This window comes from Mesorhizobium sp. M0018, assembly GCF_040323955.1.
Taxonomy (GTDB): domain Bacteria; phylum Pseudomonadota; class Alphaproteobacteria; order Rhizobiales; family Rhizobiaceae; genus Mesorhizobium.
The window spans coordinates 60326-84931 of sequence record NZ_JAMYVL010000012.1 but is presented as its reverse complement, the minus strand read 5'-3'; the positions used below and the strand labels follow the sequence as shown (position 1 = coordinate 84931).

17 protein-coding genes are annotated in these 24606 nt (G+C 63.5%); 7 read left to right on the top strand and 10 right to left on the bottom strand.

The features are described 5' to 3' along the window. Nucleotides 1-11 precede the first annotated feature (11 nt). The 4 genes from NKJ81_RS18430 to NKJ81_RS18415 form a co-directional block, all read right to left on the bottom strand. Nucleotides 12-1220, bottom strand: a complete 1209-nt coding sequence (locus NKJ81_RS18430; protein WP_352541294.1) for an acetyl-CoA C-acetyltransferase — start codon at nucleotides 1218-1220, stop codon at nucleotides 12-14. 32 nt (nucleotides 1221-1252) lie between these two features. Then, nucleotides 1253-2422, bottom strand: a complete 1170-nt coding sequence (locus NKJ81_RS18425) for an acyl-CoA dehydrogenase family protein (protein ID WP_352541293.1) — start codon at nucleotides 2420-2422, stop codon at nucleotides 1253-1255. A 237-nt stretch (nucleotides 2423-2659) separates the two neighbouring features. Beyond that, complete coding sequence (locus NKJ81_RS18420) at nucleotides 2660-4456, bottom strand: acyl-CoA dehydrogenase (RefSeq protein WP_352541292.1); 1797 nt, start codon at nucleotides 4454-4456, stop codon at nucleotides 2660-2662. Nucleotides 4457-4693: 237 nt separating this feature from the next. Next, the gene (locus tag NKJ81_RS18415) at nucleotides 4694-5155 is read right to left on the bottom strand and encodes a MerR family transcriptional regulator (protein WP_023677331.1); all 462 of its coding nucleotides are present in this window, start codon (nucleotides 5153-5155) and stop codon (nucleotides 4694-4696) included. A 550-nt stretch (nucleotides 5156-5705) separates the two neighbouring features. Between NKJ81_RS18415 and NKJ81_RS18410 the strand changes: the two genes are divergently transcribed. From NKJ81_RS18410 to NKJ81_RS18395, 4 genes are all read left to right on the top strand, one after another. Continuing rightward, complete coding sequence (locus NKJ81_RS18410) at nucleotides 5706-9566, top strand: peptidoglycan-binding protein (RefSeq protein WP_352541291.1); 3861 nt, start codon at nucleotides 5706-5708, stop codon at nucleotides 9564-9566. Between the two features lie 191 nt (nucleotides 9567-9757). Next, on the top strand, nucleotides 9758-10681 hold the full coding sequence (locus NKJ81_RS18405; RefSeq protein WP_352541290.1) for a sulfite exporter TauE/SafE family protein: 924 nt from the start codon (nucleotides 9758-9760) through the stop codon (nucleotides 10679-10681). Beyond that, complete coding sequence (locus tag NKJ81_RS18400) at nucleotides 10681-11472, top strand: TIGR02186 family protein (protein ID WP_352455141.1); 792 nt, start codon at nucleotides 10681-10683, stop codon at nucleotides 11470-11472. The genes NKJ81_RS18405 and NKJ81_RS18400 overlap by 1 nt, the downstream gene beginning before the upstream one ends. 109 nt (nucleotides 11473-11581) lie before the next feature. Next, a complete protein-coding gene (locus NKJ81_RS18395) occupies nucleotides 11582-12838 on the top strand; it encodes an Hsp70 family protein (protein ID WP_352541289.1) in 1257 nt (418 codons plus the stop codon). A 5-nt stretch (nucleotides 12839-12843) separates the two neighbouring features. Here NKJ81_RS18395 and NKJ81_RS18390 read toward each other — a convergent pair whose 3' ends face one another. Next, the gene (locus NKJ81_RS18390) at nucleotides 12844-13746 is read right to left on the bottom strand and encodes a LysR substrate-binding domain-containing protein (protein WP_352541288.1); all 903 of its coding nucleotides are present in this window, start codon (nucleotides 13744-13746) and stop codon (nucleotides 12844-12846) included. Nucleotides 13747-14025: 279 nt separating this feature from the next. On the opposite strand from NKJ81_RS18390, the gene NKJ81_RS18385 reads away from it, so the two are divergent. The 3 genes from NKJ81_RS18385 to NKJ81_RS18375 are packed head-to-tail and all read left to right on the top strand — an operon-like array spanning nucleotide 14026 to nucleotide 18634. Next, nucleotides 14026-16956, top strand: coding sequence for a molybdopterin oxidoreductase family protein (locus NKJ81_RS18385; RefSeq protein WP_352541287.1), 2931 nt, complete (start codon nucleotides 14026-14028; stop codon nucleotides 16954-16956). Then, the gene (locus NKJ81_RS18380; RefSeq protein ID WP_352541286.1) at nucleotides 16953-17687 is read left to right on the top strand and encodes a 4Fe-4S dicluster domain-containing protein; all 735 of its coding nucleotides are present in this window, start codon (nucleotides 16953-16955) and stop codon (nucleotides 17685-17687) included. The genes NKJ81_RS18385 and NKJ81_RS18380 overlap by 4 nt, the downstream gene beginning before the upstream one ends. A gap of 11 nt (nucleotides 17688-17698) precedes the next feature. Next, nucleotides 17699-18634, top strand: coding sequence for a dimethyl sulfoxide reductase anchor subunit family protein (locus NKJ81_RS18375; RefSeq protein ID WP_023676943.1), 936 nt, complete (start codon nucleotides 17699-17701; stop codon nucleotides 18632-18634). A 2-nt stretch (nucleotides 18635-18636) separates the two neighbouring features. On the opposite strand, the gene pdeM is transcribed toward NKJ81_RS18375, so the two are convergent. The 5 genes from pdeM to NKJ81_RS18350 all read right to left on the bottom strand — a co-directional run bounded on the left by pdeM (nucleotide 18637) and on the right by NKJ81_RS18350 (nucleotide 24598). Further along, the gene (gene pdeM / locus NKJ81_RS18370) at nucleotides 18637-19353 is read right to left on the bottom strand and encodes a ligase-associated DNA damage response endonuclease PdeM (RefSeq protein ID WP_352541285.1); all 717 of its coding nucleotides are present in this window, start codon (nucleotides 19351-19353) and stop codon (nucleotides 18637-18639) included. After that, on the bottom strand, nucleotides 19350-21872 hold the full coding sequence (locus NKJ81_RS18365; protein ID WP_352541284.1) for a ligase-associated DNA damage response DEXH box helicase: 2523 nt from the start codon (nucleotides 21870-21872) through the stop codon (nucleotides 19350-19352). The genes pdeM and NKJ81_RS18365 overlap by 4 nt, the downstream gene beginning before the upstream one ends. Before the next feature lie 67 nt (nucleotides 21873-21939). Next, nucleotides 21940-22851 carry a C40 family peptidase gene (locus NKJ81_RS18360; protein WP_502904298.1) on the bottom strand — a complete coding sequence of 304 codons (912 nt, stop codon included), beginning with the start codon at nucleotides 22849-22851 and terminating at the stop codon, nucleotides 21940-21942. After that, nucleotides 22814-23164 (bottom strand): MarR family winged helix-turn-helix transcriptional regulator, encoded by a 351-nt coding sequence (locus NKJ81_RS18355; RefSeq protein ID WP_023676939.1) that lies wholly within the window; start codon nucleotides 23162-23164, stop codon nucleotides 22814-22816. The genes NKJ81_RS18360 and NKJ81_RS18355 overlap by 38 nt, the downstream gene beginning before the upstream one ends. Nucleotides 23165-23233: 69 nt before the next feature. Continuing rightward, a complete protein-coding gene (locus NKJ81_RS18350) occupies nucleotides 23234-24598 on the bottom strand; it encodes a leucyl aminopeptidase family protein (protein WP_352541282.1) in 1365 nt (454 codons plus the stop codon). Nucleotides 24599-24606: the final 8 nt, after the last annotated feature.

Genomic DNA, 24606 nt, shown 5'->3' with positions numbered 1-24606 from the left:
ATCTCTCTCCGTCAGACGCGTTCGATGATCGTTGCAGTGCCCATGCCGGCGCCGATGCAAAGCGTCACCAGCGCGGTGTTGAGGTCGCGGCGTTCCAATTCATCCAGCACCGTACCGAAAATCATCGCACCGGTGGCGCCGAGCGGATGGCCCATGGCGATGGCCCCACCATTGACGTTGATCCGGTCATGCGGAATGTCGAAAGCCTGCATGTAGCGCAGCACCACCGAAGCGAAGGCCTCGTTGAGCTCGAACAGGTCGATGTCCGACAGCTTCATCTTCGCCCGCTTCAACAGCTTCTCGGTGACGTCGACGGGGCCGGTCAGCATCAGCACCGGTTCGGAGCCGATGTTGGCGAACGCACGGATGCGTGCGCGCGGCTTGAGGCCGAGCGTCTTTCCCGCCTTTTTCGAGCCGAGCAGCACGGCCGCCGCGCCATCGACGATGCCGGAGGAATTGCCGGCATGGTGGACGTGGTTGACCTGTTCCACCTCGGGATGCTTCTGCACGGCGACGGCGTCGAAGCCGCCCATTTCGCCGGGCATGACGAAGGACGGGTTGAGCGCGGCAAGCGACTGCATGTCGGTCGAGGGCCGCATATGTTCGTCATGGTCGAGGATGGTCAGGCCGTTCTGGTCCTTGACCGAGATCACCGAATTCTTGAAGCGGCCCTCGCCCCACGCCTTGGCGGCACGCTTCTGGCTTTCGACTGCGTAGGCATCGACGTCGTCGCGCGAAAAGCCGTATTTGGTGGCGATCAGGTCGGCCGAGATTCCTTGCGGCACGAACCAGCCGGGTAGGCCGACCGATGGGTCCATGAACCAGGCGCCGCCGGAGGCGCCCATGCCGACGCGCGACATCGATTCGACGCCACCGGCGATGACGACCTCGTCGGCGCCCTGCGCGATCTTGGCGGCGCCGAAATTGATGGCGTCGAGGCCCGAGGCGCAGAAACGCGATATCTGCATGCCAGGCGCCTTGGTGTCGTAGCCGGCCTCGAAAGCGGCGGCACGTGGAATGACCGCACCCGCCTCGCCAACCGGATCGACACAACCGAAGATGATGTCGTCGACGGTGCCGGTGTCCAGCCCGTTGCGGTCGCGGATGGCCTCGAGCACCTTGGCGCCGAGCCGCACCGCCGGCACTTCGTGCAGAGAGCCATCCTTCTTGCCCCTGCCGCGCGGCGTGCGCACGGCATCATAGACATAAGCTTCGGCCATTTTCCTGCTCCTTGGGTTTGCCGAAAAGTCGCTCAGAGCGAGCGCCCGATCAGCAATTTCATGATCTCGTTGGTGCCCCCGTAGATGCGCTGGACGCGGGCGTCGCGAAACATGCGCGCAATCGGATATTCATTCATGTAGCCATAGCCGCCATGCAATTGAAGGCATTCGTCGATGACTTTTCCTTGCAGGTCTGACAGCCAGTATTTGGCCATCGAAGCGGTCACCGGGTCGAGGCCGCCGTTAATGTGGCGTGCAACGCAGTCATTATAGAAGACGCGGCCGATGGTCGCCTCGGTCTTCAATTCGGCAAGCTTGAACTGGGTGTTCTGGAATTCGATGATGGCCTTGCCGAAGGCCTTGCGCTCCTTGACGTAGTCGATGGTAAGCGCCAGCGCCCGCTCGACCATGGCAATAGCAGTGGTGCCGATCTGCAGCCGCTCCTGCGGCAATTGTTGCATCAACTGGACGAAGCCCTGGCCTTCGTCGTTGCCGAGCAGGTTCGAGGTCGGCACACGTACGTCGTTGAAGAACAGTTCCGACGTGTCGTTGGCCTTGAGGCCGATCTTGTCGAGGTTGCGGCCGCGCTCGAAACCCTCCACCTCGTCGGTCTCGACGACGATCAGCGAGATGCCCTTGGCGCCCTTCTCAGGATCGGTCTTGGCAACGACGATGATGAAATTGGCGAGCTGGCCGTTGGTGATAAAGGTCTTCGAGCCGTTGAGCTTGTACTGGTTGCCGTCCTTTTCGGCGCGCGTCTTGACGCCCTGAAGGTCGGAGCCCGCACCGGGCTCGGTCATGGCGATGGCGCCGATCAGCTCGCCGCTCGCCAGCCTCGGCAGCCACTTCTTCTTCTGCTCCTCCGAGCCGTAGTGGAGGATATAGGGGGCAACGATCGAATTGTGCAGGCCAATGCCGAACCCGTCGACGCCGACATGGCCGATCGCCTCGATAATGGCGCTCTCATGCGCGAAGGTGCCGCCCGATCCGCCATATTCCTCCGGCATCGAGGCGCACAGCAGGCCGGCAGCACCCGCCTTCAGCCAGCTCTCGCGGTCGACCATTTCGTTCTTCTCGAACTCGTCGTAACGCGGCGCGATCTCTTCCGACATGAAGCGGTGCGCCATGTCGTAAAGCATGCCGACCTCGTCCGCCGCCCAGGCGGGCTTGGGAAGGCCAAGGATTTCGGCGGGGTGGGTCATGATTTCTCCCTCGCGCCGACGTTCCCCTCCCCCTCGAGGGGAGGGTGGCCGCGAAGCGGCCGGGTGGGGTCGCCGATGACTTGCTCGACCTTATCTTTTACAACCTGCGCCATGTGCCACGGCATTGCGATCATTTTCCTCCAAGGCATGCACCAGAATGGAGGTCGGCGCACTGCACGCAGGACCCCTCCCGGCCCTTCGGGCCACCCTCCCCTCGAGGGGAGGGGAACGCCGAAGCTAGAACGCTTCCGCCGGCAGTGCCATCAATGTGTCGGCACCGCTGGAGATGCGGGCAAGATGTGCCGACGTCTCCGGCATGATCCGCTCTATGAAGAAGCGCGCCGTCACCAGCTTGTTGTCGTAGAAAGACGAAGCGCCGTCAGCGCCATCAGCCAATTTCGCTGCGGCCACCCTGGCCATCCGGGCCCACATATAGCCCAGCGCCACCAGGCCGAAGAGATGCATGTAGTCGGTCGAGGCGGCACCGGCATTGTCGGGCTTGGCCATGCCGTTCTGCACCAGCCACATCGTCGCCGCCTGCAGATCGTTGAGGCCCTTTTTAAGCGCCTTGGTGAAGGGCGCCATCGTCTCGTCGGTGCGGTTCTCCTCGCAGAACTCTCCGACTTCCCTAAAGAAGGCCTGGACCGCGCGGCCGCCATTCAAGGCCAGCTTGCGGCCGACGAGATCGAGCGCCTGGATGCCGTTGGCACCCTCATAGATCATGGCTATGCGGGCATCGCGGACGAACTGGCTCATGCCGTGTTCTTCTATATAGCCGTGGCCGCCGAACACCTGCTGCGCCATTACCGCGTGATCGAAACCCTTGTCGGTGAGCACGCCCTTGACCACCGGCGTCATCAGGCCGGTATAGTCGTCTGCGACCTGGCGATCTTTGTCGTCACCGGAGCGGTGAGCGATGTCTGACTTGATTGCCGTCCACAGCGCCAGCGCGCGCCCGGCCTCGTTGAACGCCTTCATGGTCATCAGGCTGCGGCGGATGTCCGGATGGACAATGATCGGATCGGCCTTCCTGTCCGGCGCCTTCGGTCCTGACAGCGAGCGGCCCTGCAGACGGTCCTTGGCGTAGGAAACCGCATTCTGATAGGCGACCTCCGATAGCGAGAGGCCCTGCAGGCCGACGCCAAGCCGCGCCTCATTCATCATGGTGAACATTGCTTTCAGCCCGCCATTGGCCTCGCCGAGCAGCGTGCCTTCAGCGTCGTCGTAATTCATGACGCAGGTCGAGTTGCCGTGGATACCCATCTTCTGCTCGATCGAGCCACAGGAGACGGTGTTCTTCTCGTCCGGATTGCCTGAGGCATCGAGCTTGAGCTTCGGCACGATGAACAGCGAGATGCCCTTCACGCCATCCGGCGCGCCCTCGATACGGGCCAGCACCAGATGGACGATATTGTCCGACATGTCATGCTCGCCGGCAGAGATGAAGATCTTCTGACCGGAGATCCTGTAGGTGCCGTCGCCATTTGGGACGGCCTTGGTGCGCAGCAAGCCAAGATCGGTTCCGCAGTGTGGCTCGGTCAGGTTCATGGTGCCGGTCCAGGCGCCCTCGACCAGCTTCGGCAACCATGTTGCCTTCTGCTCTTTGGTGCCATGGGTGATGATCGCAGCGATCGCGCCTTGCGTCAGGCCGGCATACATCATCAGCGACATATTGGCCGACACCATGTATTCGGCAACCGCAGTGTGCACCGCGTAGGGCAAGCCTTGCCCGCCAAACTCGACAGGTGCCGCGAGCCCCATCCAGCCGCCTTCGCGATACTGGTCGAAAGCTTCCTTGAAGCCTTTCGGCGTCGTTACCGAACCGTCGTCATGGCGCATGCAGCCTTCCACGTCGCCAACGCGGTTCAGCGGCTGCATCACGTTTTCGGCGAGCTTCGCGCCCTCGGCAAGGATGGCCTCGAGCACATCCGGCGTCGCGTCGGAAAATCCGGGAAGATTGGAATAACGCTGATATCCCAGCACTTCGTTCAGCACGAACAGCGTGTCCCGGACCGGCGCTCTGTAGATCGGCATGCGTTTCCTCCACCATGCGGTCTTGGCCCTGAAATCAGCCCCAGCATATGAGGATGGCAGACGGACCAACGTTGTGGTCGAGATAACAAATATTGACGTTTGCGTAAACGTCAATTCTGTGCTGAGGTAAATTTTCTCCCGCGCGCCAGGACGACAAACGACAAAGCACGGCAAACGACGAAAAACCGCGCAGCGAAAGCCGCGCGGCTCTTATTCGTCACAAATCGAAAGCTTAGTTTAGCTCGCCACACTGGCCTGCGGCGTCGAGCGCTCGATCAGCATTTGCCGGACGGTCGACATCGAAGCACTCAGTTCGCTGATGGCATCGTCGATCAGCGCCCGCTGCTTCTGCAGGCGGGCAAGCTGCTTCTCCGACTTGTCGAGCGCCAGCCGCAATTGCTTGGTGTTGGAGCCGTTCGGATCGTAGAGGTCCATCATCTGCTTGACGTCACGCAGCGAGAACCCGACCTTGCGGCCAAGCAGGATCAGCTTCAGCCGGGCCCTGTCGCGGCGTGTATAAAGACGGGTCGAGCCGTCGCGCTGCGGGTTGAGCAGACCCTTGTCCTCATAGAAACGCAGCGTACGCAGCGTCACTCCGTATTTCTTGGCCATTTCGCCGATGCGGACAAGCTCTTCACCGGCTTCGCTCGACATATCGTTGGTGTTGGCCGCGGCTTGGCCGGGCGAAATAAGTTTCATGGTCACTGGCTTTCCCCGTCTGGTGGCGTCGCGGTCGCCGACCTTGCGTCGCCTGAGTGAAAGCGGGGGCGTGCTTCCACTCGTGGTTTCAACAAACAAATCGCAAACGGCGTAATCCGCTCATTTACGTTTACGTCAATTCTATATCGATAGCCGCCTCAGCACGCAAGAGTGTTCTGGTCTTGCAACTTTATGCCGCAGCACCAGCGGACAACCTAAAAGGTCGTTGCCGATTTCGGGAGCGATCATGCGGCTGATCAAAATTCTACAACGTCTTTTGCGCGTCCAAAAAAGACACCCGCGCCGTCGGCAGCCAGCCGACAAAGTTGCAACTTCTTAAGCTTGGTTAACGCGTTGTTTACCACGTTGGGGCGAAATGTGCGCATGTCGGTTACCCGTGTCTATCCTGTACTGAATTTTTCACGGTTTTTCGGAGCGCGGATGAGACCGGGAAGCTCGTCTTCCACTGCAACAAGCCAAGCAGTCGCCTTCGTCCCGGCAGGACTTTGGGAACCTGGTGAAAGCCAGCAATTCTGAAACGGGCGCATTGATGAACAGCAAGCGGTCCTACCTCGATACACTCAACGCCGGCAGGCAACGCCGGCCGCACACGACGCTTGAAGAGCTCAACCGCTCCCTGGAAACTCTGGAGCAGCGGCTGGAGCGGACGCGCGAGGAGACGGCAAGCCACCCCGATCCGCGCCGACCAGCGGCAGAACCACGCTATCCCAGCGCCCAACCCTATGGCCAGCAGCGCCGGTATGAGGATCCACGCGCGCAGCGGCCGAAAGGTCCAGCAGCGGCTTTCGACCAGAATTACCAGGCGATCGCCCGCGATATCGACCGGGTGCGCGGCCAGGAGGACGGCGTCGCCCTAGCCGGCAAGATCGCCGGGGAATTGCGCGGCCTGCGCGAAGAGTTGCGCCAGCAGATGACCTCCGGCATGCAACGCGAGTTCGAGGTACTGCGGAAGAATATTGAGCGAGCCTTCCAGTCAAATGGCGGCGGCAAAGGCAGCGCCGAACTCAGCGTCGAATTCGAGCGGCTTTCCGGCGCCATCCAGACACTGGCCGAAAAAAGCGACGACAGAAGCGTCAATATGCTGCGGCTCGAGCTTGAGCAGGTCAAAGCCGCGCTCGATACGCTAGCGCGCGAGGAGAGCGTGCAGGCGGTCGGACGCCGCTGGGACGATTTCGACCGCCGCTGGAACGCTTTCGAGGATCGCGTCGAGGCCGATCAGCGCAAGCGTTCCGATGCACCCGGCCTGTCGGCGCTGACGGAGCGGCTCGAACAGATCAGCAATGCCGTCAGCAATCTGCCGGAATCGCTGTCGCTGCGCTCGCTCGAGGAAAAGGTCCGCACGCTTGCCGGAGCGGTCGACCATTTCGCCCGCCAGCAGGACAATCGCGGCGGCGACACATTCAGTCAGATCGACGAGCGGCTCGACGAGATTTCCCGCGCGATCGTCGCCTCGACGGTTGCCGCGCAAGCCAATTCGTTCGACCCCGAGCCCTTCGAACGCATCGAGAAGCGGATCGATTCACTGGCCCAGCAAATCGAAGAAGTGTCGCAGGATCGTCCGGGTCGGGAGGTCATCGACCGTCTCAACACATTGTCGAGCCGCGTGGATGAACTGGCCGGCCGAGCCAATCTGCCGGAACAGGCGATGGAGCGCCTTGCCAGGCAAGTCGCGCTTATTGCCGACAAGATCGACCACGCACCTGCCATGCCCGACGCCGACTACATCTTCCAGGGGCTCGAGCAGCGCTTCGACGTGCTGTCCAGCATGATGGAACGTCGCCAGGGCGACGCAATCGAACAAGGCAACATGCTGTTTCGCGACCTTGAGCGCCGGTTGGACGAGGTCGCCGACAGGCTAGACCAGCGCATGCCGCAGGTCGATAGCGCCGGCATCATGGATGCCATCGACGCCCGCTTCACCGCGCTGGCCAAGCGGATTGAGACGCGCGTTCCAGATCCCGCCAACGAGGCGGCGATCCGTGGCCTGGAGAGCCGGCTCGAAGACATCTCAAGCCGGCTGGATTCGTCCGCGGCACAGGTCGCCAGCATCGACCCGGCGTTGATCCGCAGCCTTGAAGCGCAGGTCGCCGGCCTGGCGGCGCATCTTTCCAAGCCCGGCACGCCGCTGCCGGAATTCGACGACATCAGCCCGCGTCTCAACGAAATCGAGAAGTCGCTGGCCGGAACCCGCGATTCCATCCTCGGCGCGGCGCGCGAGGCGGCTGAGAGCGCCGTCCGCTCACTGGCCGGATCAAGCGCCAACACGGCGGCCGTCACCGGCCTCGCCCAGGACCTGAAGACGCTCGAGGCACTGACGCGGCGTTCGGACGAGCGCAATTCGAGAACGTTCGAGGCTATCCACGATACGCTGCTCAAGATCGTTGACAGGCTTGGTTCATTGGAGACGGGCGAACCGGCAAGCGCGGAGTTGAGCAAGCGTTTCGGCCGGCCATCCAAGATCTCGGTGCAGGACGCACCGTCGATGGACCTCGACCAGCCGCTGCCGTTGACGGGCAGCATGGCCGATCTCGACGGCCGCGCCGCGGCGCTCGTGCGCGACGAGCCAGGTCCGCGTACGCCAGCCGAGGCCGCCGCCGCAGCAGCCCTGGCGGCTCTCGGTTCAGACACGACGCGTGAAAAAACCGAGCAAGGCGGCGGCAGGAAATCGATGTTAGGCGGGCTGGCGCGCGCCTTGAAGGGCAAGAAGGACGCCGAGATGCCGCCGCTTGCAGGCTCGGCGCAGAGCGCCGAGGTACCGAGCGTCGATCTCGACGAGCCCCTCGACCCCAAGCTCGCCAACCGGCCACTGGAACCCGGCTCCGGCGCACCCGACCTCAGCGCCATCATGAAGCGCGTGCGCGACGAGCGCGGGCAGCCGACCCGGGAAGGCGGCGCTGAGGCGGCGAAATCGGACTTCATCGCGGCAGCCAGACGGGCCGCGCAAGCGGCGGCCGCCGAGGCGGACGCCCTCAAGCGCCAGTCGACGATGAAAGGCCCGGTCAAGGCGCTCAGGATCGGCGACCTGCTCAAGGCGCGGCGCAAACCGATCCTGATGGGGGCAATCGCGATCATGCTGGCGCTTGCCGGCCTGCAACTGGGCAAAGCCTTCTTCTCCGACCCGGTCGAAGTCACCAACAATGAGGCGGCACCGGCCGTGGCCGTACAGCCGGTGGAAACCGCTTTGGCCAGCGTTGCCAGCGAGCCGAAGGCGGACGCGCAGACGACAACACAGGAGAGCGCGCCGTCGCCCACCGTCAGGCAGGCAGAGCCATCCGCATCGATAACCAAGGACGACACGGCGGCGCAAACCGGCCCCGCTACACCGGCAGCCGAGACATCGACGGCGCCCTCGGCTTCCGCGGCGCCCGCTGACCTGGCGGCGCAAGACACCGCGGCCGCAGTGCCCGCGCCGGCAGCGGCGACGGCCAGCGACGCCGAGCCAATGGCTGCCGCGCCTGCTATAGCCACCGCTGCGACCCAGGACACGACCGGCACGGTGCCGCCGGCGGATGCTGCCGCGGCAGGCGTTGCCAAGATCGACGTTCCGGCCGATGCCGGTCCGGCCGCCCTGCGCGATGCAGCGGCCGGCGGCGACGCCAAAGCGCTGTTCGAGATCGGCTCGCGCTACGCCGAGTCTCGCGGCGTCAAAGAAGACATGGCGGCGGCGGCTAAATGGTATGAGAAAGCTGCCGAACTCGGTTTCGCACCGGCAGAATACCGCATCGGCAATTTCTACGAGAAGGGCATCGGCGTCGCACGCGACATCAAGAAAGCGAAAACCTGGTACCAGCTTGCCGCAGCGCAGGGCAATGCCAGCGCGATGCACAATCTTGCCGTGCTGTTTGCGATGGCGGCGGATGGCGTGACCGACAATGAATCGGCAGCGCGCTGGTTCCAGGCGGCGGCGGATCTCGGTGTCAAGGATAGCCAGTTCAATCTCGGCATCCTCGCGGCGAAGGGCGTCGGCATGAAGCAGAACCTCGAGGAGAGCTACAAATGGTTCGCACTCGTCGCCAAGACCGGCGACAAGGATGCGGCGGCCAAGCGCGACGAGATCGCCAAGGCGCTGAGGCCCGAGCAGCTGGAGCGTGCGCGGGCCGCGGCTGAACTGTGGAAGGCCAAGCCGCTCGATCCAGCCGCCAATTCGGCCGACGTTCCCGAATCGTGGCAGGACGGCACACCGCAGACGACCGCCGGCATCGACATGAAAAAAGCGGTCCAGAACATCCAGCGCATTCTCAACAAGAACGGCTACGAGGCCGGCAATCCCGACGGCATGATGGGCCAAAAAACCAAGAACGCGATCATGGCCTTCCAGGCCGACAACGATATGAAGGCAACCGGCGCGATCGACGAAAAGCTGGTCAAGGCGCTGCTTGCGCGTAAATAACGGCGGATGCGTCGTTTCCGCGACGCCCTTGCCACAGATTTGCCTGTTAACTGATTGAGTTGTTTTTTGTTTCGGCGGTGCGGCGAAGTTTGACTTCACGGCCCGGCCGGCGCAAGAACGAGATAGCCTTCTGACGCAAAATGCCCGCAACGGTTGCATTCGCCAGGAGGCAAACTGATCGAGACTGACGGGTGGGCATCTATCTCCCGATCGCGGAAATTTCCGTCAACATCTTCGTGCTGCTGGCCATGGGTGCGGCGGTGGGTTTCCTGTCGGGCATGTTCGGCGTGGGCGGCGGCTTTCTCATTACGCCGCTGCTGATCTTCTACAACATACCGCCGGCAATCGCGGTCGCCACCGGCGCCAACCAGGTCATCGCTTCCTCCTTCTCCGGCGCCCTGTCGCACATGAAGCGCGGCACGCTCGACTTCAAGCTCGGCGGCGTGCTTTTAGCCGGCGGCATCGTCGGCTCGACCGGTGGTATCTATGTCTTTGCGCTCCTGCGCCGGCTCGGCCAGCTCGACCTGTTCATCTCGCTGCTCTACGTCGTGCTGCTCGGCACCGTCGGCGGACTGATGCTTGTCGAGAGCGTCAATGCGCTGCGCGCCACTCGCAGCGGCGCCGCATCGGTGTTGAAGAAATCCGGCCAGCATAATTGGATCCACCGCCTGCCGCTGAAGATGCGGTTCAGGGCCTCGAAGCTCTTCGTCAGCGTCATTCCGGTGCTTGGGCTGGGCGCGGCGATTGGCTTCCTGTCCTCGATCATGGGCGTCGGCGGCGGCTTCATCATGGTGCCGGCCCTGATCTACCTTTTGAAAGTGCCGACCAACGTTGTCATCGGCACCTCGCTGTTCCAGATCATCTTCACCTCGGCTTACACCACGCTGGTCCACGCCACTACCAACCAGACGGTCGACGTCATGCTCGCCTTCCTGTTGATGGCAGGCGGCGTCGCCGGCGCGCAATATGGCGCCAAGGCTGGTCAGAGGCTGCGGGGCGAGCAACTCAGGGCGCTGCTGGCGCTGCTCGTGCTGGCGGTAGCCATCCGGCTTGCCATCGATCTTTTCGTCACGCCGCCCAATCTCTATTCTCTGTCCGGCGTGGGCCTGAGCTGATGGCCGGCCTAAGGACGCTCGCGGCCGCCGCCTTGCTGTCGCTGCTGGCTGCTGCGCCACCGGCGAAGGCGCAGGCGCCACTAACCGAAAACATCCAGATCGGCCTTTCCACCGACAATGTCTCGATTACCGCCGGCTTTTCCGGCGCCGACCTGACCATTTTCGGCTCACTGGAAAATGCCGATCCGCTTGTCGCGCGGCAAGGGCGCTACGACGTGATCGTCGTGCTGGAAGGCCCGGCTCGGCCGGTCGTCGTGCGCCGCAAGGACCGGGTGCTCGGCGTCTGGGTCAATCTGGAGTCGGAGACCTTCAAAAACGTACCTGTCTCCTATTCGGTGGCGACGACGCGGCCGCTGCAGGACGTCACCGATCCGAACAGCTACAAGCAGCTGTCGCTTGGCGCCTCCAACCTCTATTTGCAGCCGGCCGACGCGGAGGACAGCCCGGCGACAATCGAGGAGTTCACCGCCGCGCTGCGCGAACGCAAGGCGGCGACCGGCCTCTACAGCGAGAATGTCGGCGGTGTGCAGTTCCTGTCGCAGAACCTGTTCCGCGCCACCGTCAGGCTCGCCCCAAACGTTCCGGTCGGCACCCATAAGGCCCGCGCGTTCCTGTTCAAGAGCGGCCTGTTCATCAAGGAAAGCTCCGCCCAGCTCGAAATCCGCAAGTCCGGTTTCGAACAGTCGATCTTCCGCGTCGCGCACGACTATTCCTTCCTCTACGGTGTCTTTGCCGTATCGCTGGCCATGCTGACCGGCTGGCTCGGAAGACTGGTGTTCAGGAAAGACTGAACTCTCGTAAAAGTGGTTTCCCTTTCCGAGGGTATGGGTTAGACCGCGACCCCCGGCCCCGACCGGATACGAGCTGCTGCTCCCCAAATCAGAACTACAGGAACGCACGATGCGACCAGCATTTGCCGGTATCGACTTCGGCACTTCGAATTCCACCGTGAGCGTGGTCAGGAACGGGCAGCCGCGGCTGGTGGCGTTGGAAGACGGCCAGGTCACGCTGCCCAGTGCGGTATTCTTCAATTTCGAGGACAACCGCACCTATTTCGGGCGACGCGCCCTTGCCAACTATACGGACAGTATCGAAGGCCGCCTGATGCGCTCGCTGAAGAGTGTGCTCGGCAGCTCGCTTGCCCACGAAAAGACGCGCATCAAGGCGCGCTCGGTCGGCTTCATGGAGATTGTCGGCCTGTTCGTCGGCCATCTGAAAAAGAAGCTGGAAGAAGAAGCCCATGACGCGGTCGACAGCGTCGTGCTGGGACGGCCCGTGCAGTTCGTCGACGACGATGCCGAGGCCGACGCCAAGGCGGAGCACGAACTCGAAAATGCCGCTCGTGCCCACGGCTTCAAACATATCGCCTTCCAGTTCGAGCCGATCGCGGCGGCACTCGATTACGAACAGAAGGTGACGTGCGAGGAACTGGCGCTGATCGTCGACATGGGCGGCGGCACGTCCGACTTCTCAATCGTGCGGGTCTCGCCCGAGCGCGCCCGCTCGCTTGACCGCAAGGACGACATCCTGGCCAGCCGCGGCATCCACATCGGCGGCACCGACTTCGACCGGCTGTTGAGCATCGCCCATGTGATGCCGCAGCTCGGCCATCTCTCACCGACCAAGGATGGCAAACGTAATCTGCCGGCGAGCTACTTCATCGACCTGGCGACGTGGCAGCGCATCAACCTGGTCTATAACGCAAGGGCGATGACGCATCTGCGCCAGATCCGCTATGAGGCAGAGCGCGCAGACCTGGTCGACCGCTTCATCCACATCGTCGAGCATCGTTACGGCCACGCCCTGGCGGCGCTGGTCGAAAAGGCCAAGATCGAGCTGACGGACCGATCGTCGGCCGATGTCGAGGTCGCGCTGCCGGAGGTGAGGTTCACGGCAGAAATCACGCGCAAGAGTCTCGAAGCCACCATAGCCAGGGACATTGAGCGTGTTGCGGCTACGGTCGAGCAGACCATCCGCGACGCACAGGTGAAGGCCTCGGATATCACCGCGGTGTTCTTGACCGGCGGATCGACCGCGATCCCGCTGGCTAGGCAGCAGATCCTGGCGCTGGTGCCGCAGGCGTCGGTAATCGAAGGCGATGTGTTCGGCTCGGTCGGGCTTGGGCTGGCGCTCGACGCGCAGCGGAAGTTCGGCTGATCGGCTTAAAGCGGCGCGGCTCTCTCAGCTTTGCCGCCAAGATGCGCCTTGAGCGCCATCTGGGCCAGGCTTGGCTGCCGGTCGCGATGCGTGATCATGGCAAATTCGCGCTTCGGCAGATCGATCGGCACGGAACGCAGACTGCCTTCGGCGACCGCGCGCGCGACGACGAGTTCCGAAATGATGCTGGCGCCGGCGCCGGCCTCGACCGCCTGGCGAATAGCCTCATTGCTCGGCAATACCAGGAATATCTGCAGGTCCGCGAACGAAATCCCGTCGCGTCGGGCAAGGTCCTCCAGCGCCTCGCGCGTCCCCGACCCGCCTTCGCGAATGATCCAGCGAAGCCCGCCAAGGTCGGGATGTCCAGGCGAAACTTCTGCGATCTCAGGGTGCGAGCGCGCCACGACCAGCATCATGCGATCGATATCGAGCTTGGCACGGCGCAAAATGTCGGATTCGGTGCGCCCCTCGACCAGGCCAAAATCGGCTGCGCCATCAAGTACATTGGTCTCGACCTGCCTGGTGTTGCCAATGCTCACGCTCAGCCTGACGGCAGGATAGGCTTCGTGGAAAGAGGCGAGCCGGCGCGGCAGCCAATAACTGGCGATGGTCTGGCTGGCAGCGATCGAGAGACTGCCTGATATCGTCTGCGCGACATGCTCCAGCACATTGTGGGCGGCCGCAGTCCGCTCGAGGACCGCCTTGGCCTCGGGCAAGAATCGGCGTCCGGTCTCGGCGAGCTCGATATTGCGGCCCACTCGGTTGAACAACTGGACGCCGTGCTGCTGTTCGAGCGAGCGGATGGCGGCGGATGCGGCCGACTGTGAGATGCCCAGCAACTCGGCCGCTTTGGTCATGTGCGCCCGTTCGGCGACGGCGACGAAGATCCGCAACTGGTCCAGGGTCATTCCGACACTAAGAAGCAAATCCGATTGGAATTACAAGAGCAAGTTGTTAGACGGATCGGTCGCTTTGTTCTAAATTTTGACCCGAAATTGGAAAAAAGTCGCGCCAGAGCAGTCGAGGGTAGAATTGGTGGGGCGGTTCAAATCCGTGTTTGCGCACTGGACCCGCAGCCTGCGGCGGCGGCTCTTGGGTGAACGCTATCGGCCGGAAGAGCATTACATGCGCGGCCCCGGCCCGAAGACGAGAGCCAAGGTCGCGGAGCGCAAGAGCATCACCGGATCATGACCAACAACCTGCTGCGCGGAGCCAATTCGGCACCATCACAACGGCCGCTTGCCGATACGCGCGCGCCCGCTGAAGGCGACGGCGTCGATACGTCGCCCGATGTCTCCGACAGCATCGCCAAGACGACTTGCTACATGTGCGCCTGCCGCTGCGGCATCGACGTCCATATCAAGGACGGCAAGGTCCGCTACATCAACGGCAACAAGGATCACCCGGTCAACCGCGGTGTGCTGTGCGGCAAGGGCAGCGCCGGCATCATGCAGCATTACAGCCCGGCCCGGCTGAAGAAGCCGCTACTGCGCACCGGCCCGCGCGGCTCGGGTGAGTTCCGCGAAATCGAGTGGGAGGAAGCCTTGTCGATCGCGACAGAACGGCTTTCGAACATCCGCCGAACCGATCCGAAGAAACTTGCCTTCTTCACCGGGCGCGACCAGTCGCAATCGCTGACCGGCTGGTGGGCGAGCCAGTTCGGCACGCCGAATTTTGCCGCCCATGGCGGCTTCTGCTCGGTCAATATGGCGGCCGGCGGCCTCTACACGATTGGCGGTTCGTTCTGGGAGTTCGGCGAGCCCGACTGGGACAACACCAAATATTTCATGCTGTTCGGGGTTGCCGAAGACCATGATTCCAATCCGATCAAGATCGGCCTCGGCAAGCTCAAGGCGCGCGGCGCCAAGGTGGTTTCAATCAATCCCTGCCGCACCGGCTATAATGCAATTGCCGACGACTGGATCGGCATCCGGCCCGGCACCGACGGCCTGTTCGTATTCGCCCTCATCCATGAATTGTTGAAGGCTGGCCGCATCGATCTCGAGTACCTCTTGCGCTACACCAATGCCCACATCCTGGTCGTTCAGGAGCCTGGAGCTGTCGATGACGGGCTGTTCATGCGCAATGGCGACGGCAATCCGCTGGCTTGGGACAGGGTGGCGAAGATGCCTGTCAATGCCAGCGATGCCGACGCGAAGCCCGCATTGACCGGCAGCTTTCTCGTCGACGGCCGCCGCTGCGTGCCGGTCTTCCAACTCGTCGTCGACCGTTATCTGGACGAGACCTATTCACCGGACGCCGTCGCTGACCGGTGCGGCATCTCCGCCGACACCATCCGACGCATTGCCGCAGAACTCGCCCATGTCGCCTTCGAACAGCAAATCGAATTGCCGGTGGCCTGGACGGACTGGGCTGGCCGCCGGCACGAGACCATCAAGGGCCGCCCGGTGTCGATGCATGCGATGCGCGGCATCTCGGCCCATTCGAACGGTTTTCACTCTTGCCGGGCCATTCATCTGCTTCAGGTGCTTCTCGGCACGGTGGACGTGCCGGGCGGCTTCCGCTTCAAGCCTCCCTATCCGCGGTCCGCGCCGCCGGGTCCCAAGCCAGCCGGCAAGAATGTGAAGCCGATGACGCCGCTCGAGGGCATGCCGCTCGGCTTCGTCTGCGGGCCGGGGGACCTGCTGATCGATGAAGCCGGCAAGCCCATTCGTATCGACAAGGCCTACTCCTGGGATGCGCCGCTGGCCGCACACGGGCTCATGCACACGGTTATCCGCAACGCCTGGGCCGGCGATCCCTACACAATCGACACTCTGTTCATGTACATGTCCAACATGGCTTGGAACTCGTCGATGAACACCGTCGAGACGATGGCAATGCTGACCGATATCGATGCGTCGGGCGAGTACAAGATCCCGTTCATCATCTATTCCGACGCCTATTATTCCGAGACCCTGCCTTTTGCCGATCTGGTGCTGCCGGACACGACCTATCTCGAGCGTCATGACTGTATCAGTCTGCTCGACCGGCCTATCAGCCATGCCGACGGTCCGGGCGACGCCATCCGCCATCCCGTCGTCGAGCCGGACCGCGACGTCAGGCCGTTCCAGACGGTGCTGATCGAACTCGGCGCGCGGCTCAGCCTGCCCGGCTTCGTTGACGACGACGGCTCCGCCAAATACCGCGACTATGCCGACTACATCGTCAATCACGAGCGCACGCCAGGTGTCGGTCCGCTCGCCGGCTGGCGCGGCGAGGACGGGACCTCGGTCGGCAAGGGCGACGTCAATCCCGACCAGTTGCAGCGCTACATCGACAATGGCGGCTTCTGGCACCAGGACTTCGCCGCCGATCAGCGCTACTACAAGATGGCCAACCGCTCCTATCTCGACTTCGCCGAGAACATGGGCTTCATCCCGAAAGCCGAGCCGATCGTGTTCCAACTCTATTCGGAGCCGATGCAGCGCTTCCGCCTTGCGGCGCGCGGCCATGGCCGGGTGCTGCCGCCGGAGGCGGAGCGCAGCCGCATCGAGACCTATATGGATCCGCTGCCATTCTGGTATGCGCCCTTCGAAGAGGCTGCGGTCGACAGCCAAGCCTATCCGCTGCACGCGCTGACGCAGCGGCCGATGCACATGTACCATTCCTGGGGCGGGCAGAATGCCTGGCTAAGGCAGATCACCAGCCAGAACCGGCTGTTCGTGCACGATCGGACCGCCGCCAGCCTCGGGCTTGTCGATGACGACTGGGTGTGGATCGAGAGCATCAACGGCAAGGTCAAAGGACAGATCAAGCTGGTCGACGGCGTCAACGCCAATACGGTGTGGACCTGGAACGCGATCGGCAAACGACGCGGCAGCTGGGGGCTCAAGGACGACGCGGCCGAATCCAATCGCGGCTTCCTGCTCAACCACATCATCGGCGACCAGACCTCCGCCGATGCCAACGGCAAACGCTATTCGAATTCCGACCCGGTAACGGGCCAGGCCGCATGGTTCGACCTGCGCGTGCGCATCGTCAAATGCGCGCCCGAGGAAGCGGGCTTCACCGAACCGCAGTTCGAGCGGTTCCGCCAGCTGCCGGACTCTGAGCTCTCGCCCGATAAGCTTAGTTTCGGCGCCGAATTCCGCCGGGAAAGAGAAGCTGCCAAATGACTTGCCTTCCCACCCACACCGACAAAAAGCTCGGCCTTGTCATTGACCTCGACACCTGCGTCGGCTGCCAGGCCTGCGTTACCGCCTGCAAAGAATGGAACACCGGCGGCCATATGGCGCCGCTAACCGACATCGACCCCTATGGCGGCAATGTCGACGGCGTCTGGTTCAACCGCGTGCACAGTTATGAGCACATGACCGAGATGGGTGGGCGCACGGTCAATTTCCCACGCTCCTGCCTGCACTGCGAGACGCCGGCGTGCGTCACGGTCTGCCCGACCGGCGCCTCCTACAAGCGGGCGTCGGATGGCATCGTGCTGGTCGACGAGGATAAATGCATCGGCTGCAAACTGTGCAGCTGGGCCTGTCCCTACGGAGCGCGCGAATTCGACACCGATGTCGGCGTGATGAAGAAATGCACGTTGTGCGTCGACCGCATCTACAACGACAATCTGGCGGAAGAAGATCGCGTGCCGGCCTGCGTCGCTGCTTGCCCGACCAGCGCGCGGCATTTTGGCGATCTGGGCGATCCGGCATCCGCTATCTCGCAACTGGTGGCCGAGCGCGGCGGTGTCGATCTGATGCCGGAAATGGGCTATAAGCCGACCAACAAATATCTGCCGCCACGTGCCCACACCACCCGCGCCGCATCGGTGCCGGCGCCAGCGCTTGAAGCGGTGCGGGCCGAAGGCGGCTTCCTCGGCTGGGTCGACCGCATGCTTTCGAACTGACCCGTGCCTTCATGCATCCAGCCTTCTCCGTCGTCTTTTTCACCACGGCCACGGGCGCCGGTTACGGCCTGCTCGCGCTGCTTGGCGTGCTCGCCGGACAGGGCTTTATCCCGCCCGATTTCTGGCTTGGCCTCACCGGCATGGGGCTGGCGCTTGGCCTGATCTCGACAGGCCTGCTGTCGTCGGCCGGCCATCTCGGCCGGCCCGAACGCGCCTGGCGTGCCTTCTCGCAATGGCGTAGCTCATGGCTGTCGCGCGAAGGTGTTGCCTCGGTCGCCACCTTCGTGCCGGCGGGACTGTTCGGTATTGGCTGGGTGGTCCTCGGCCGTACGAGCGGCTGGGCGGCTGTCGCCGGGCTGCTCGCTGCCATCGGCGCGGTCGCAACCGTCTGCACCACCGGCATGATCTACGCGTCGTTGAAGCCGATTGCCCAGTGGCACAGCCGCTTCACCCTGCCCGCCTACCTGGTCTTTTCGGCGATGACCGGCAGCGTACTGCTCAACGCCCTGCTGCAGGGATTTGCCGCAGGCTCGAATATGCTTCTGGCGGCTGCCCTGTTGCTGACCGCGCTCGGCTGGGGTTTGAAGCTGGCGACCTGGCGATACAATGACAGGCTGGAGATCCCGACCAATGCCAACACCGCAACCGGGCTTTCCGGCGGCACGGTGCGGTCGCTGGAATGGCCGCATACCGAGGAAAACTATCTGCTCAAGGAGATGGGTTTTCGCATTGCGCGCAAGCACAGCGCTAAACTCCGCCAGATCACGCAGGTGCTGGCCTTTGCTTTGCCCGCGTTGCTGCTGGTCGCGGCGTTCGCCTTGCCGTGGCCCTATGCGGCAGCACTGTCGATACTCGCCGCAATCGCCCAACTCGCCGGAATGCTGGTCGAGCGCTGGCTGTTCTTCGCCGAGGCCAAGCACACGGTTACTTTGTACTACGGCAGGTAGGTTCAGCCCGGCCTGAGCATCGCGTGGGAAATCGCGAAAATGCGCTCTGTGCCAAGCATATAGGCCATCAGCGTTTCACGGCGGAACAGCCCGGCATAGGCGTGATCGAGCACGTTGAGCGAGCCGGTATAGGCGCCGAAAGCCGGCATGATCATGCGGCCGCCATCGCCGGCAAAGCAACGACGCCGCACCGAACGGCCTTGCTGCACGATGCGGGCGCAAGGATGCAGGTGGCCTGATATCTCGCCTTCCACTCTCACCGCCGAAGGCTCGTGCCGGAAGAGTAGCGAGCCTATGGCCAGCTCGCGCACGGTCTCGCCCGGCAGGTCGGCCGGCGCTTCAGGATCATGATTGCCGGCGACCCAGAACCAGTCGCGCCCGACCATCAGCCCTTCCAGCCTTTGGCGAAAGCTCGCGTGCATACGTGCGGCGCCGCCGCCATCGTGAAAACTGTCGCCCAGGCTGATAACGATCGCAGGCTGATAATCGGCGATCACCGCCTGCAGCCGGAGCAAAGTCGCACCGGTGTCGTAAGGTGGGACCAGCGTGCCGCGCCTGGCCAGTGATGAGCCTTTTTCCAGATGCAGGTCGGATACGGTCAGAAGCCGGAATTCGGGAAAATAGAGCACGCCGCGACGGTCGCAGATCGCGCGTTCGCCGGCGATACGGACAGCGCCCGCATCCGCCAGAGGCGCAGCCATGGCGAGCGCGACAGTCATTTCGTCCCCATGGCCTCCTCGACCAGCGTGGCAGCATCCATCAGCAGCGTGTCATCGGCCTCGCCGTGCACCGGCATTTTGCCGATCTCGAGCATGATCGGCACGGCGAGCGGCGATATCTGCTCGAGGTTCTTATGCATGATTCGACCTTGGACGCGCGAGAGCATCTCGGCAAGTCTGCTGACATCCAAGAGACCGGTCGCGGCATCGGCACGCGTCGCCTGCAAAAGGATATGGTCGGGCTCGTGGCTGCGCAGCGCGTCGTAGATGAGATCCGTCGACACGGTTACCTGGCGGCCGCTCTTCTCCTGCCCTGGGTGGCGTTTCTCGATCAATCCCGAGATCAGCGCGCAATTGCGAAAGGTGCGCTTCAACAACCAACTGCCGGCGAGCCAGGCTTCGAGGTCGTCGCCCAGCATGTCCTGATCGAATAGCGCAGCCAGCGACGGTTTCTTCGCCCTGAACATATGGCCCATATCGGCCAGCGACCATATGGCAAGCGCATAGTCGGTGGCGACGAAGCCGAGCGGCTTGGCTCCCGCCCTATCGAGGCGGCGGGTGAGCAGCATGCCGAGCGTCTGGTGCGCCAGCCTGCCCTCGAACGGATAGGCCACCAGATAGTAGCGGTTGCCGCGCGGAAAGGTCTCGATCAGCAGATCGTCGCGTTTCGGCAGCACCGACTTGTCGGCCTGAAAGCGTAACCAGTCGGCGACCTGCTCCGGCAGCTTCTTCCAGCGCTGCGGATCGTCCAGCATGGCGCGGACCTGTTCGGCCAGGTACGTCGAAAGCGGGAATTTGCCACCACCGTAATACGGCACCTTGGCGTCGCTGCCGGGTGCATTCGAGACAAAGCACTCATTCTCGCGGATACCTTCGAAGCGCAGCACCTTGCCGGCGAACATGAAGGTGTCGCCATGCGTCAGCGTTTCGAGGAACGCCTCCTCGATTTTGCCCAGAACCCGGCCGCCACGCGAAGCCGCGCCTCTGCTGCCGGCCTGGACATAGCGGACGTTGAGCGCCGGCACTTCGATGATGGTGCCGACATTGAGCCGGTATTGTTGGGCGACGCGAGGATTTGAGACCCGCCACAGCCCGTCCTTGTTGAGACGAATACGGGCGTAGCGTTCATAGTTCTTCAGCGCATAGCCGCCGGTGGCGACGAAATCGATGACGCGATCGAATGTCGGCCGATCGAGATCGGCATAGGGTGCTGCCGTTCGCACTTCCTCAAACAGCGCATCGGCATGGAACGGCGCACCGCAGGCACAGCCCAGCACGTGCTGCGCCAGGACGTCGAGCCCGCCATTGACCAGCGGCGGCGTATCCTGGGCACCGAGATAATTGGCGTCGAGCGCCGCCCTGCATTCCAGCACCTCGAAGCGGTTGGCCGGTATCAGGATCGCCTTCGACGGCTCGTCCATACGGTGGTTGGCGCGGCCGATGCGCTGCGCCAGCCGGCTGGCACCTTTCGGCGCGCCGACATGGACGACTAGATCGACATCGCCCCAGTCGATGCCGAGGTCGAGCGTCGACGTGGCGACGATGGCGCGCAGGGCGTTCTCGCCCATTGCCTTTTCGACACGCCGGCGCTGCGCGACGTCGAGCGAGCCGTGATGCAGCGCGATCGGCAACGTCTCCTCGTTGACCCGCCACAACTCCTGGAACAGCAACTCCGCCTGGCTGCGCGTGTTGACGAACAGCAGGGTTGTCTTGTGGCGCTTGATCTCGTTGTAGATTTCCGGCGTTGCGTAGCGGGCCGAATGTCCCGCCCACGGCACGCGCTCCTCCGAATCGAGAATGGAGATGTCGGGCTTGGCGCCGCCAGTGACGACGATCAGTTCGGCCATCGGCCCCGGTGGATTCTGGCTGACCAGCCAGCGCCGCAATTCGTCAGGCTCGGCGACCGTCGCCGACAGGCCTATCGTCTGCAGGGCGGGCACAAACGAGCGCAGCCGGGCCAGCCCGAGCGACAGGAGATGCCCGCGCTTCGAGGTCACCAGCGAATGCAATTCGTCGAGCACGACATAGCGCAGGTCCTCGAAGAAGCGCCTGGCATCGGGCGCGGCAATCAGCAGCGCCAATTGCTCGGGCGTGGTCAGGAGAATGTCGGGCGGCGCCAGCTTCTGCCGCTGGCGCTTGTGTGCGGGCGTGTCGCCGGTGCGCGTCTCGACGGTGACCGGCAGCCCGATTTCTTCGACGGGTTTGCCGAGATTGCGCTCGATGTCGACGGCCAGCGCCTTCAGCGGCGAGATGTAGAGTGTGTGGATGCCTCGATGCGCCTGCCCCGGCCTTCTCCTCGGCCGGCCGGCCAGTTCGGTCAGCGATGGCAAGAACCCGGCCAGCGTCTTGCCGGCGCCGGTCGGGGCGATTAGCAATACCGACCGGCCGCCCTGGGCTTTGGCCAGCAAATCGATCTGGTGGGCGCGCGGCGACCAGCCCTTTTCCGCAAACCATTTGACAAATGGCTCGGGCAGGACGACGGCGGCATTCTGTTCGGCAAGGCGCGGCTGCTCTGTCACGCGCCAGACGTAGCGCGGCGGCGCGCAATCGCCAAGCAGAATCAGAACAAAAGGTGATCGATTCGCGCTACGGCCGGCGAAACCCGGTCGGTCCGCCATAGAGATAGCCGATACGGGCGACCGCCTCCCTCAGTCCTTCACGCGACACCAGCATGGTGTGGCCGTTGGCGTGGATCATGGTCTCCGGATCTGTCATGATCGCGACGTGGCCTTTCCAGAAGACCAGGTCGCCGCGCCGCAACCCGGCAAAATCCGGCCCGGGTTCGAGCGGCTCGCCGACGGTCGCCGCCTGCATGTCGGTGTCGCGCAGCACTTGCCTGCCAGCCATGTGCATTGCAAGTTGCACGAGACCGGAACAATCGATGCCGAAGCCGGAGACGCCGCCCCACAGATAGGGCGTGCCGAGAAACGCCTCGGCGACCGCGACGTAGTCGGGATGAACCTCGGCGACCGGCCTGAGATGACCCGAGATGACCGCCTGGCCGGACGGCAGCAGAGCATAATGCGTGCCGCGCGTTTCCGCTGAGCCCGTCACCGCCACCAATGACCCCATCGAGAGCTCCCCGCTCACCGGGAACCGCAAATCCGGTCCCGGATAGAGGAAAGTGCGCGGCACCGAGACAACATGGGTGGGCGCATGCTCCCGACCGCCCAGCACGGTGTCGGCGACATAGCCGACATAGCCGTCGCGCTCGGCCTGTATCCAGGCCCAGCCCTCAACGTCCTCGAAGACGAGGACGTCTTCGCCGAACAGAAGCTGGGTATCGACGCCGGCGTCCGGGCTCGGCGCCTTGCGGATGTCGGCGACGGAGGCTGATATGCGAGCCGGCCGGCCGGCGACGAAACGGTCGGCGGCGACCTCGCCTCGCAGCCTGGCGTCGGCGAGATCGGAGCGGAAGGCATGGAGGCGCGCATCCCTGGCGGTCAAATCGGCAACTCGTTCAAATTGGCAACTCTTGGGCTCTGGCAATGATAACATCGCCAAAGCGCTCGACAAAGAGCGCGCCTTCGACTGTGCGCCTGACCAGCACGTTGCGCTTGTCGAGCTCGTCGCGGTGGCGCGACACCAGTTTCAGCGCCCCCATCGTATCGAGCGCACGGGTGATCACCGGCTTGGTGACGTTGAGGCGGGCGGCTAACCCCCGCACCGTGTGCGGCGGCGGATCGAGATAGATGGTGAACAGGATCGCCGTCTGGCGCATGGTGAGATCGGGCGCGTCGTCGCGCACCTCCGACAGCACCACCTGTTGCCATAGTCGCAACGCTTGGCTTGGACGCATGATAATCGACATCCGTCCAGCATGACGGAAAATTGTTTCGGTTCCGTTTCAGTCAAAACCTTCGTCGGCTATGTCCTAGAATCAGCCGTAGCGGTTCGAAATGACCTGCTCCAGCGCCCGGATGCCTTGCGCTTCGCCACCGGCAAGGCCGTGCGGGCGGTCGAACGGGTTCCAGGCGAAGATGTCGACATGCGCCCAGCCGGCGGTCTTTTCCACGAAGCGCTTCAGGAAAAGCGCCGCCGTGATCGAGCCGGCGAAACCGTCCGGCGTGACGTTGTTGACGTCGGCCACCTTCGACGCCAGCTTGGCGTCATAGGGCTTCCACAACGGCATCCGCCATAGCGGATCCTCGACCGCAACGGAGGCGTCCGCCAGCTCGGATGCAAGCGTCTCGTCACCGGTATAGAACGGCGGCAAGTCGGGACCGAGCGCAACACGGGCAGCGCCTGTCAGCGTTGCCATATCGACCAGCATCTGCGGCTCTTCGTCATCGGCCAAGGCCAGGGCATCGGCGAGCACCAACCGTCCTTCGGCGTCGGTGTTGCCGATTTCGACGGTAATGCCCTTGCGGCTCACCAGCACGTCGCCTGGCCGGAAGGCGTTGCCGGCTATCGAATTCTCGACAGCCGGGATGAGCACGCGCAGCCGAACCTTCAACCCGGTGGCCATGATCATGGAAGCGAGACCCAGCACGTTGGCAGCGCCACCCATGTCCTTCTTCATCAAAAGCATGCCCGAGGACGGCTTGATGTCGAGACCGCCTGTATCGAAGCAGACGCCCTTGCCGACCAGCGTTATCTTGGGGGCATTGCTCGGCCCCCAAATCATGTCGATCAGGCGTGGCGCGTCGGCAGAAGCCCGACCGACGGCGTGGATCATCGGAAAGTTGGCGGTAAGAAGATCGTCGCCTTTGGTCACCGATATTTCGGCCTTGTGCGTCGCGGCCAAGGTCCGGGCGGCCTTCTCCAACTGCCCGGGGCCCATATCGCTGGTCGGCGTGTTAACCAGATCGCGCGCGAGGAAAATGCCATCGGCGAGGCGGCGGATGCGGGCGGCGTCGGTGCCTGCCGGCAGCGCGAGGCGAAGCGTCTTGCCTGGCTTCTTGCCGTAGCGGGTGAAGACATAGCCGCCGAGCGCCACGGCGAGTGCCGTAAGCTCCGGCTTGGCCGGTGCGGACGCAAAATGCCACTCGCCTGCGGGCAAGGCTCTCGCTAGTGCGCCGATGGCCAGTGCGCCCTCGCCATCGCCGGTGCCGAACAGGGCTCCGGCAATCGCGCCGTTGTCGCCAGGCATGATCAGCGTCCTGCCGGCCTCGCCGGAAAAGCCGTTGGCCTTGGCCCAGGCGACCGAGGATGGCGCAAGGCCCGCCGCCGCCAGAGCATCCTTCGCCACCAGATGGACCGGCAGCGCATTGCTCAATTCTTTCTCGACGAGTTCGACAGGCATTCGCTGGC

Bases quoted from the DNA above. Each gene is read 5' to 3' on its own strand.
- NKJ81_RS18390 (WP_352541288.1), bottom strand. From the start codon at position 13,746: ATGACCCTGGACCAGTTGCGGATCTTCGTCGCCGTCGCCGAACGGGCG.
- NKJ81_RS18385 (WP_352541287.1), top strand. From the start codon at position 14,026: ATGACCAACAACCTGCTGCGCGGAGCCAATTCGGCACCATCACAACGG.
- NKJ81_RS18380 (WP_352541286.1), top strand. From the start codon at position 16,953: ATGACTTGCCTTCCCACCCACACCGACAAAAAGCTCGGCCTTGTCATT.
- NKJ81_RS18430 (WP_352541294.1), bottom strand. From the start codon at position 1,220: ATGGCCGAAGCTTATGTCTATGATGCCGTGCGCACGCCGCGCGGCAGG.
- NKJ81_RS18400 (WP_352455141.1), top strand. From the start codon at position 10,681: ATGGCCGGCCTAAGGACGCTCGCGGCCGCCGCCTTGCTGTCGCTGCTG.
- pdeM (WP_352541285.1), bottom strand. From the start codon at position 19,353: ATGACTGTCGCGCTCGCCATGGCTGCGCCTCTGGCGGATGCGGGCGCT.
- NKJ81_RS18410 (WP_352541291.1), top strand. From the start codon at position 5,706: ATGAACAGCAAGCGGTCCTACCTCGATACACTCAACGCCGGCAGGCAA.
- NKJ81_RS18425 (WP_352541293.1), bottom strand. From the start codon at position 2,422: ATGACCCACCCCGCCGAAATCCTTGGCCTTCCCAAGCCCGCCTGGGCG.
- NKJ81_RS18395 (WP_352541289.1), top strand. From the start codon at position 11,582: ATGCGACCAGCATTTGCCGGTATCGACTTCGGCACTTCGAATTCCACC.
- NKJ81_RS18420 (WP_352541292.1), bottom strand. From the start codon at position 4,456: ATGCCGATCTACAGAGCGCCGGTCCGGGACACGCTGTTCGTGCTGAAC.
- NKJ81_RS18350 (WP_352541282.1), bottom strand. From the start codon at position 24,598: ATGCCTGTCGAACTCGTCGAGAAAGAATTGAGCAATGCGCTGCCGGTC.
- NKJ81_RS18415 (WP_023677331.1), bottom strand. From the start codon at position 5,155: ATGAAACTTATTTCGCCCGGCCAAGCCGCGGCCAACACCAACGATATG.
- NKJ81_RS18360 (WP_502904298.1), bottom strand. From the start codon at position 22,851: ATGTTATCATTGCCAGAGCCCAAGAGTTGCCAATTTGAACGAGTTGCC.
- NKJ81_RS18375 (WP_023676943.1), top strand. From the start codon at position 17,699: ATGCATCCAGCCTTCTCCGTCGTCTTTTTCACCACGGCCACGGGCGCC.
- NKJ81_RS18355 (WP_023676939.1), bottom strand. From the start codon at position 23,164: ATGTCGATTATCATGCGTCCAAGCCAAGCGTTGCGACTATGGCAACAG.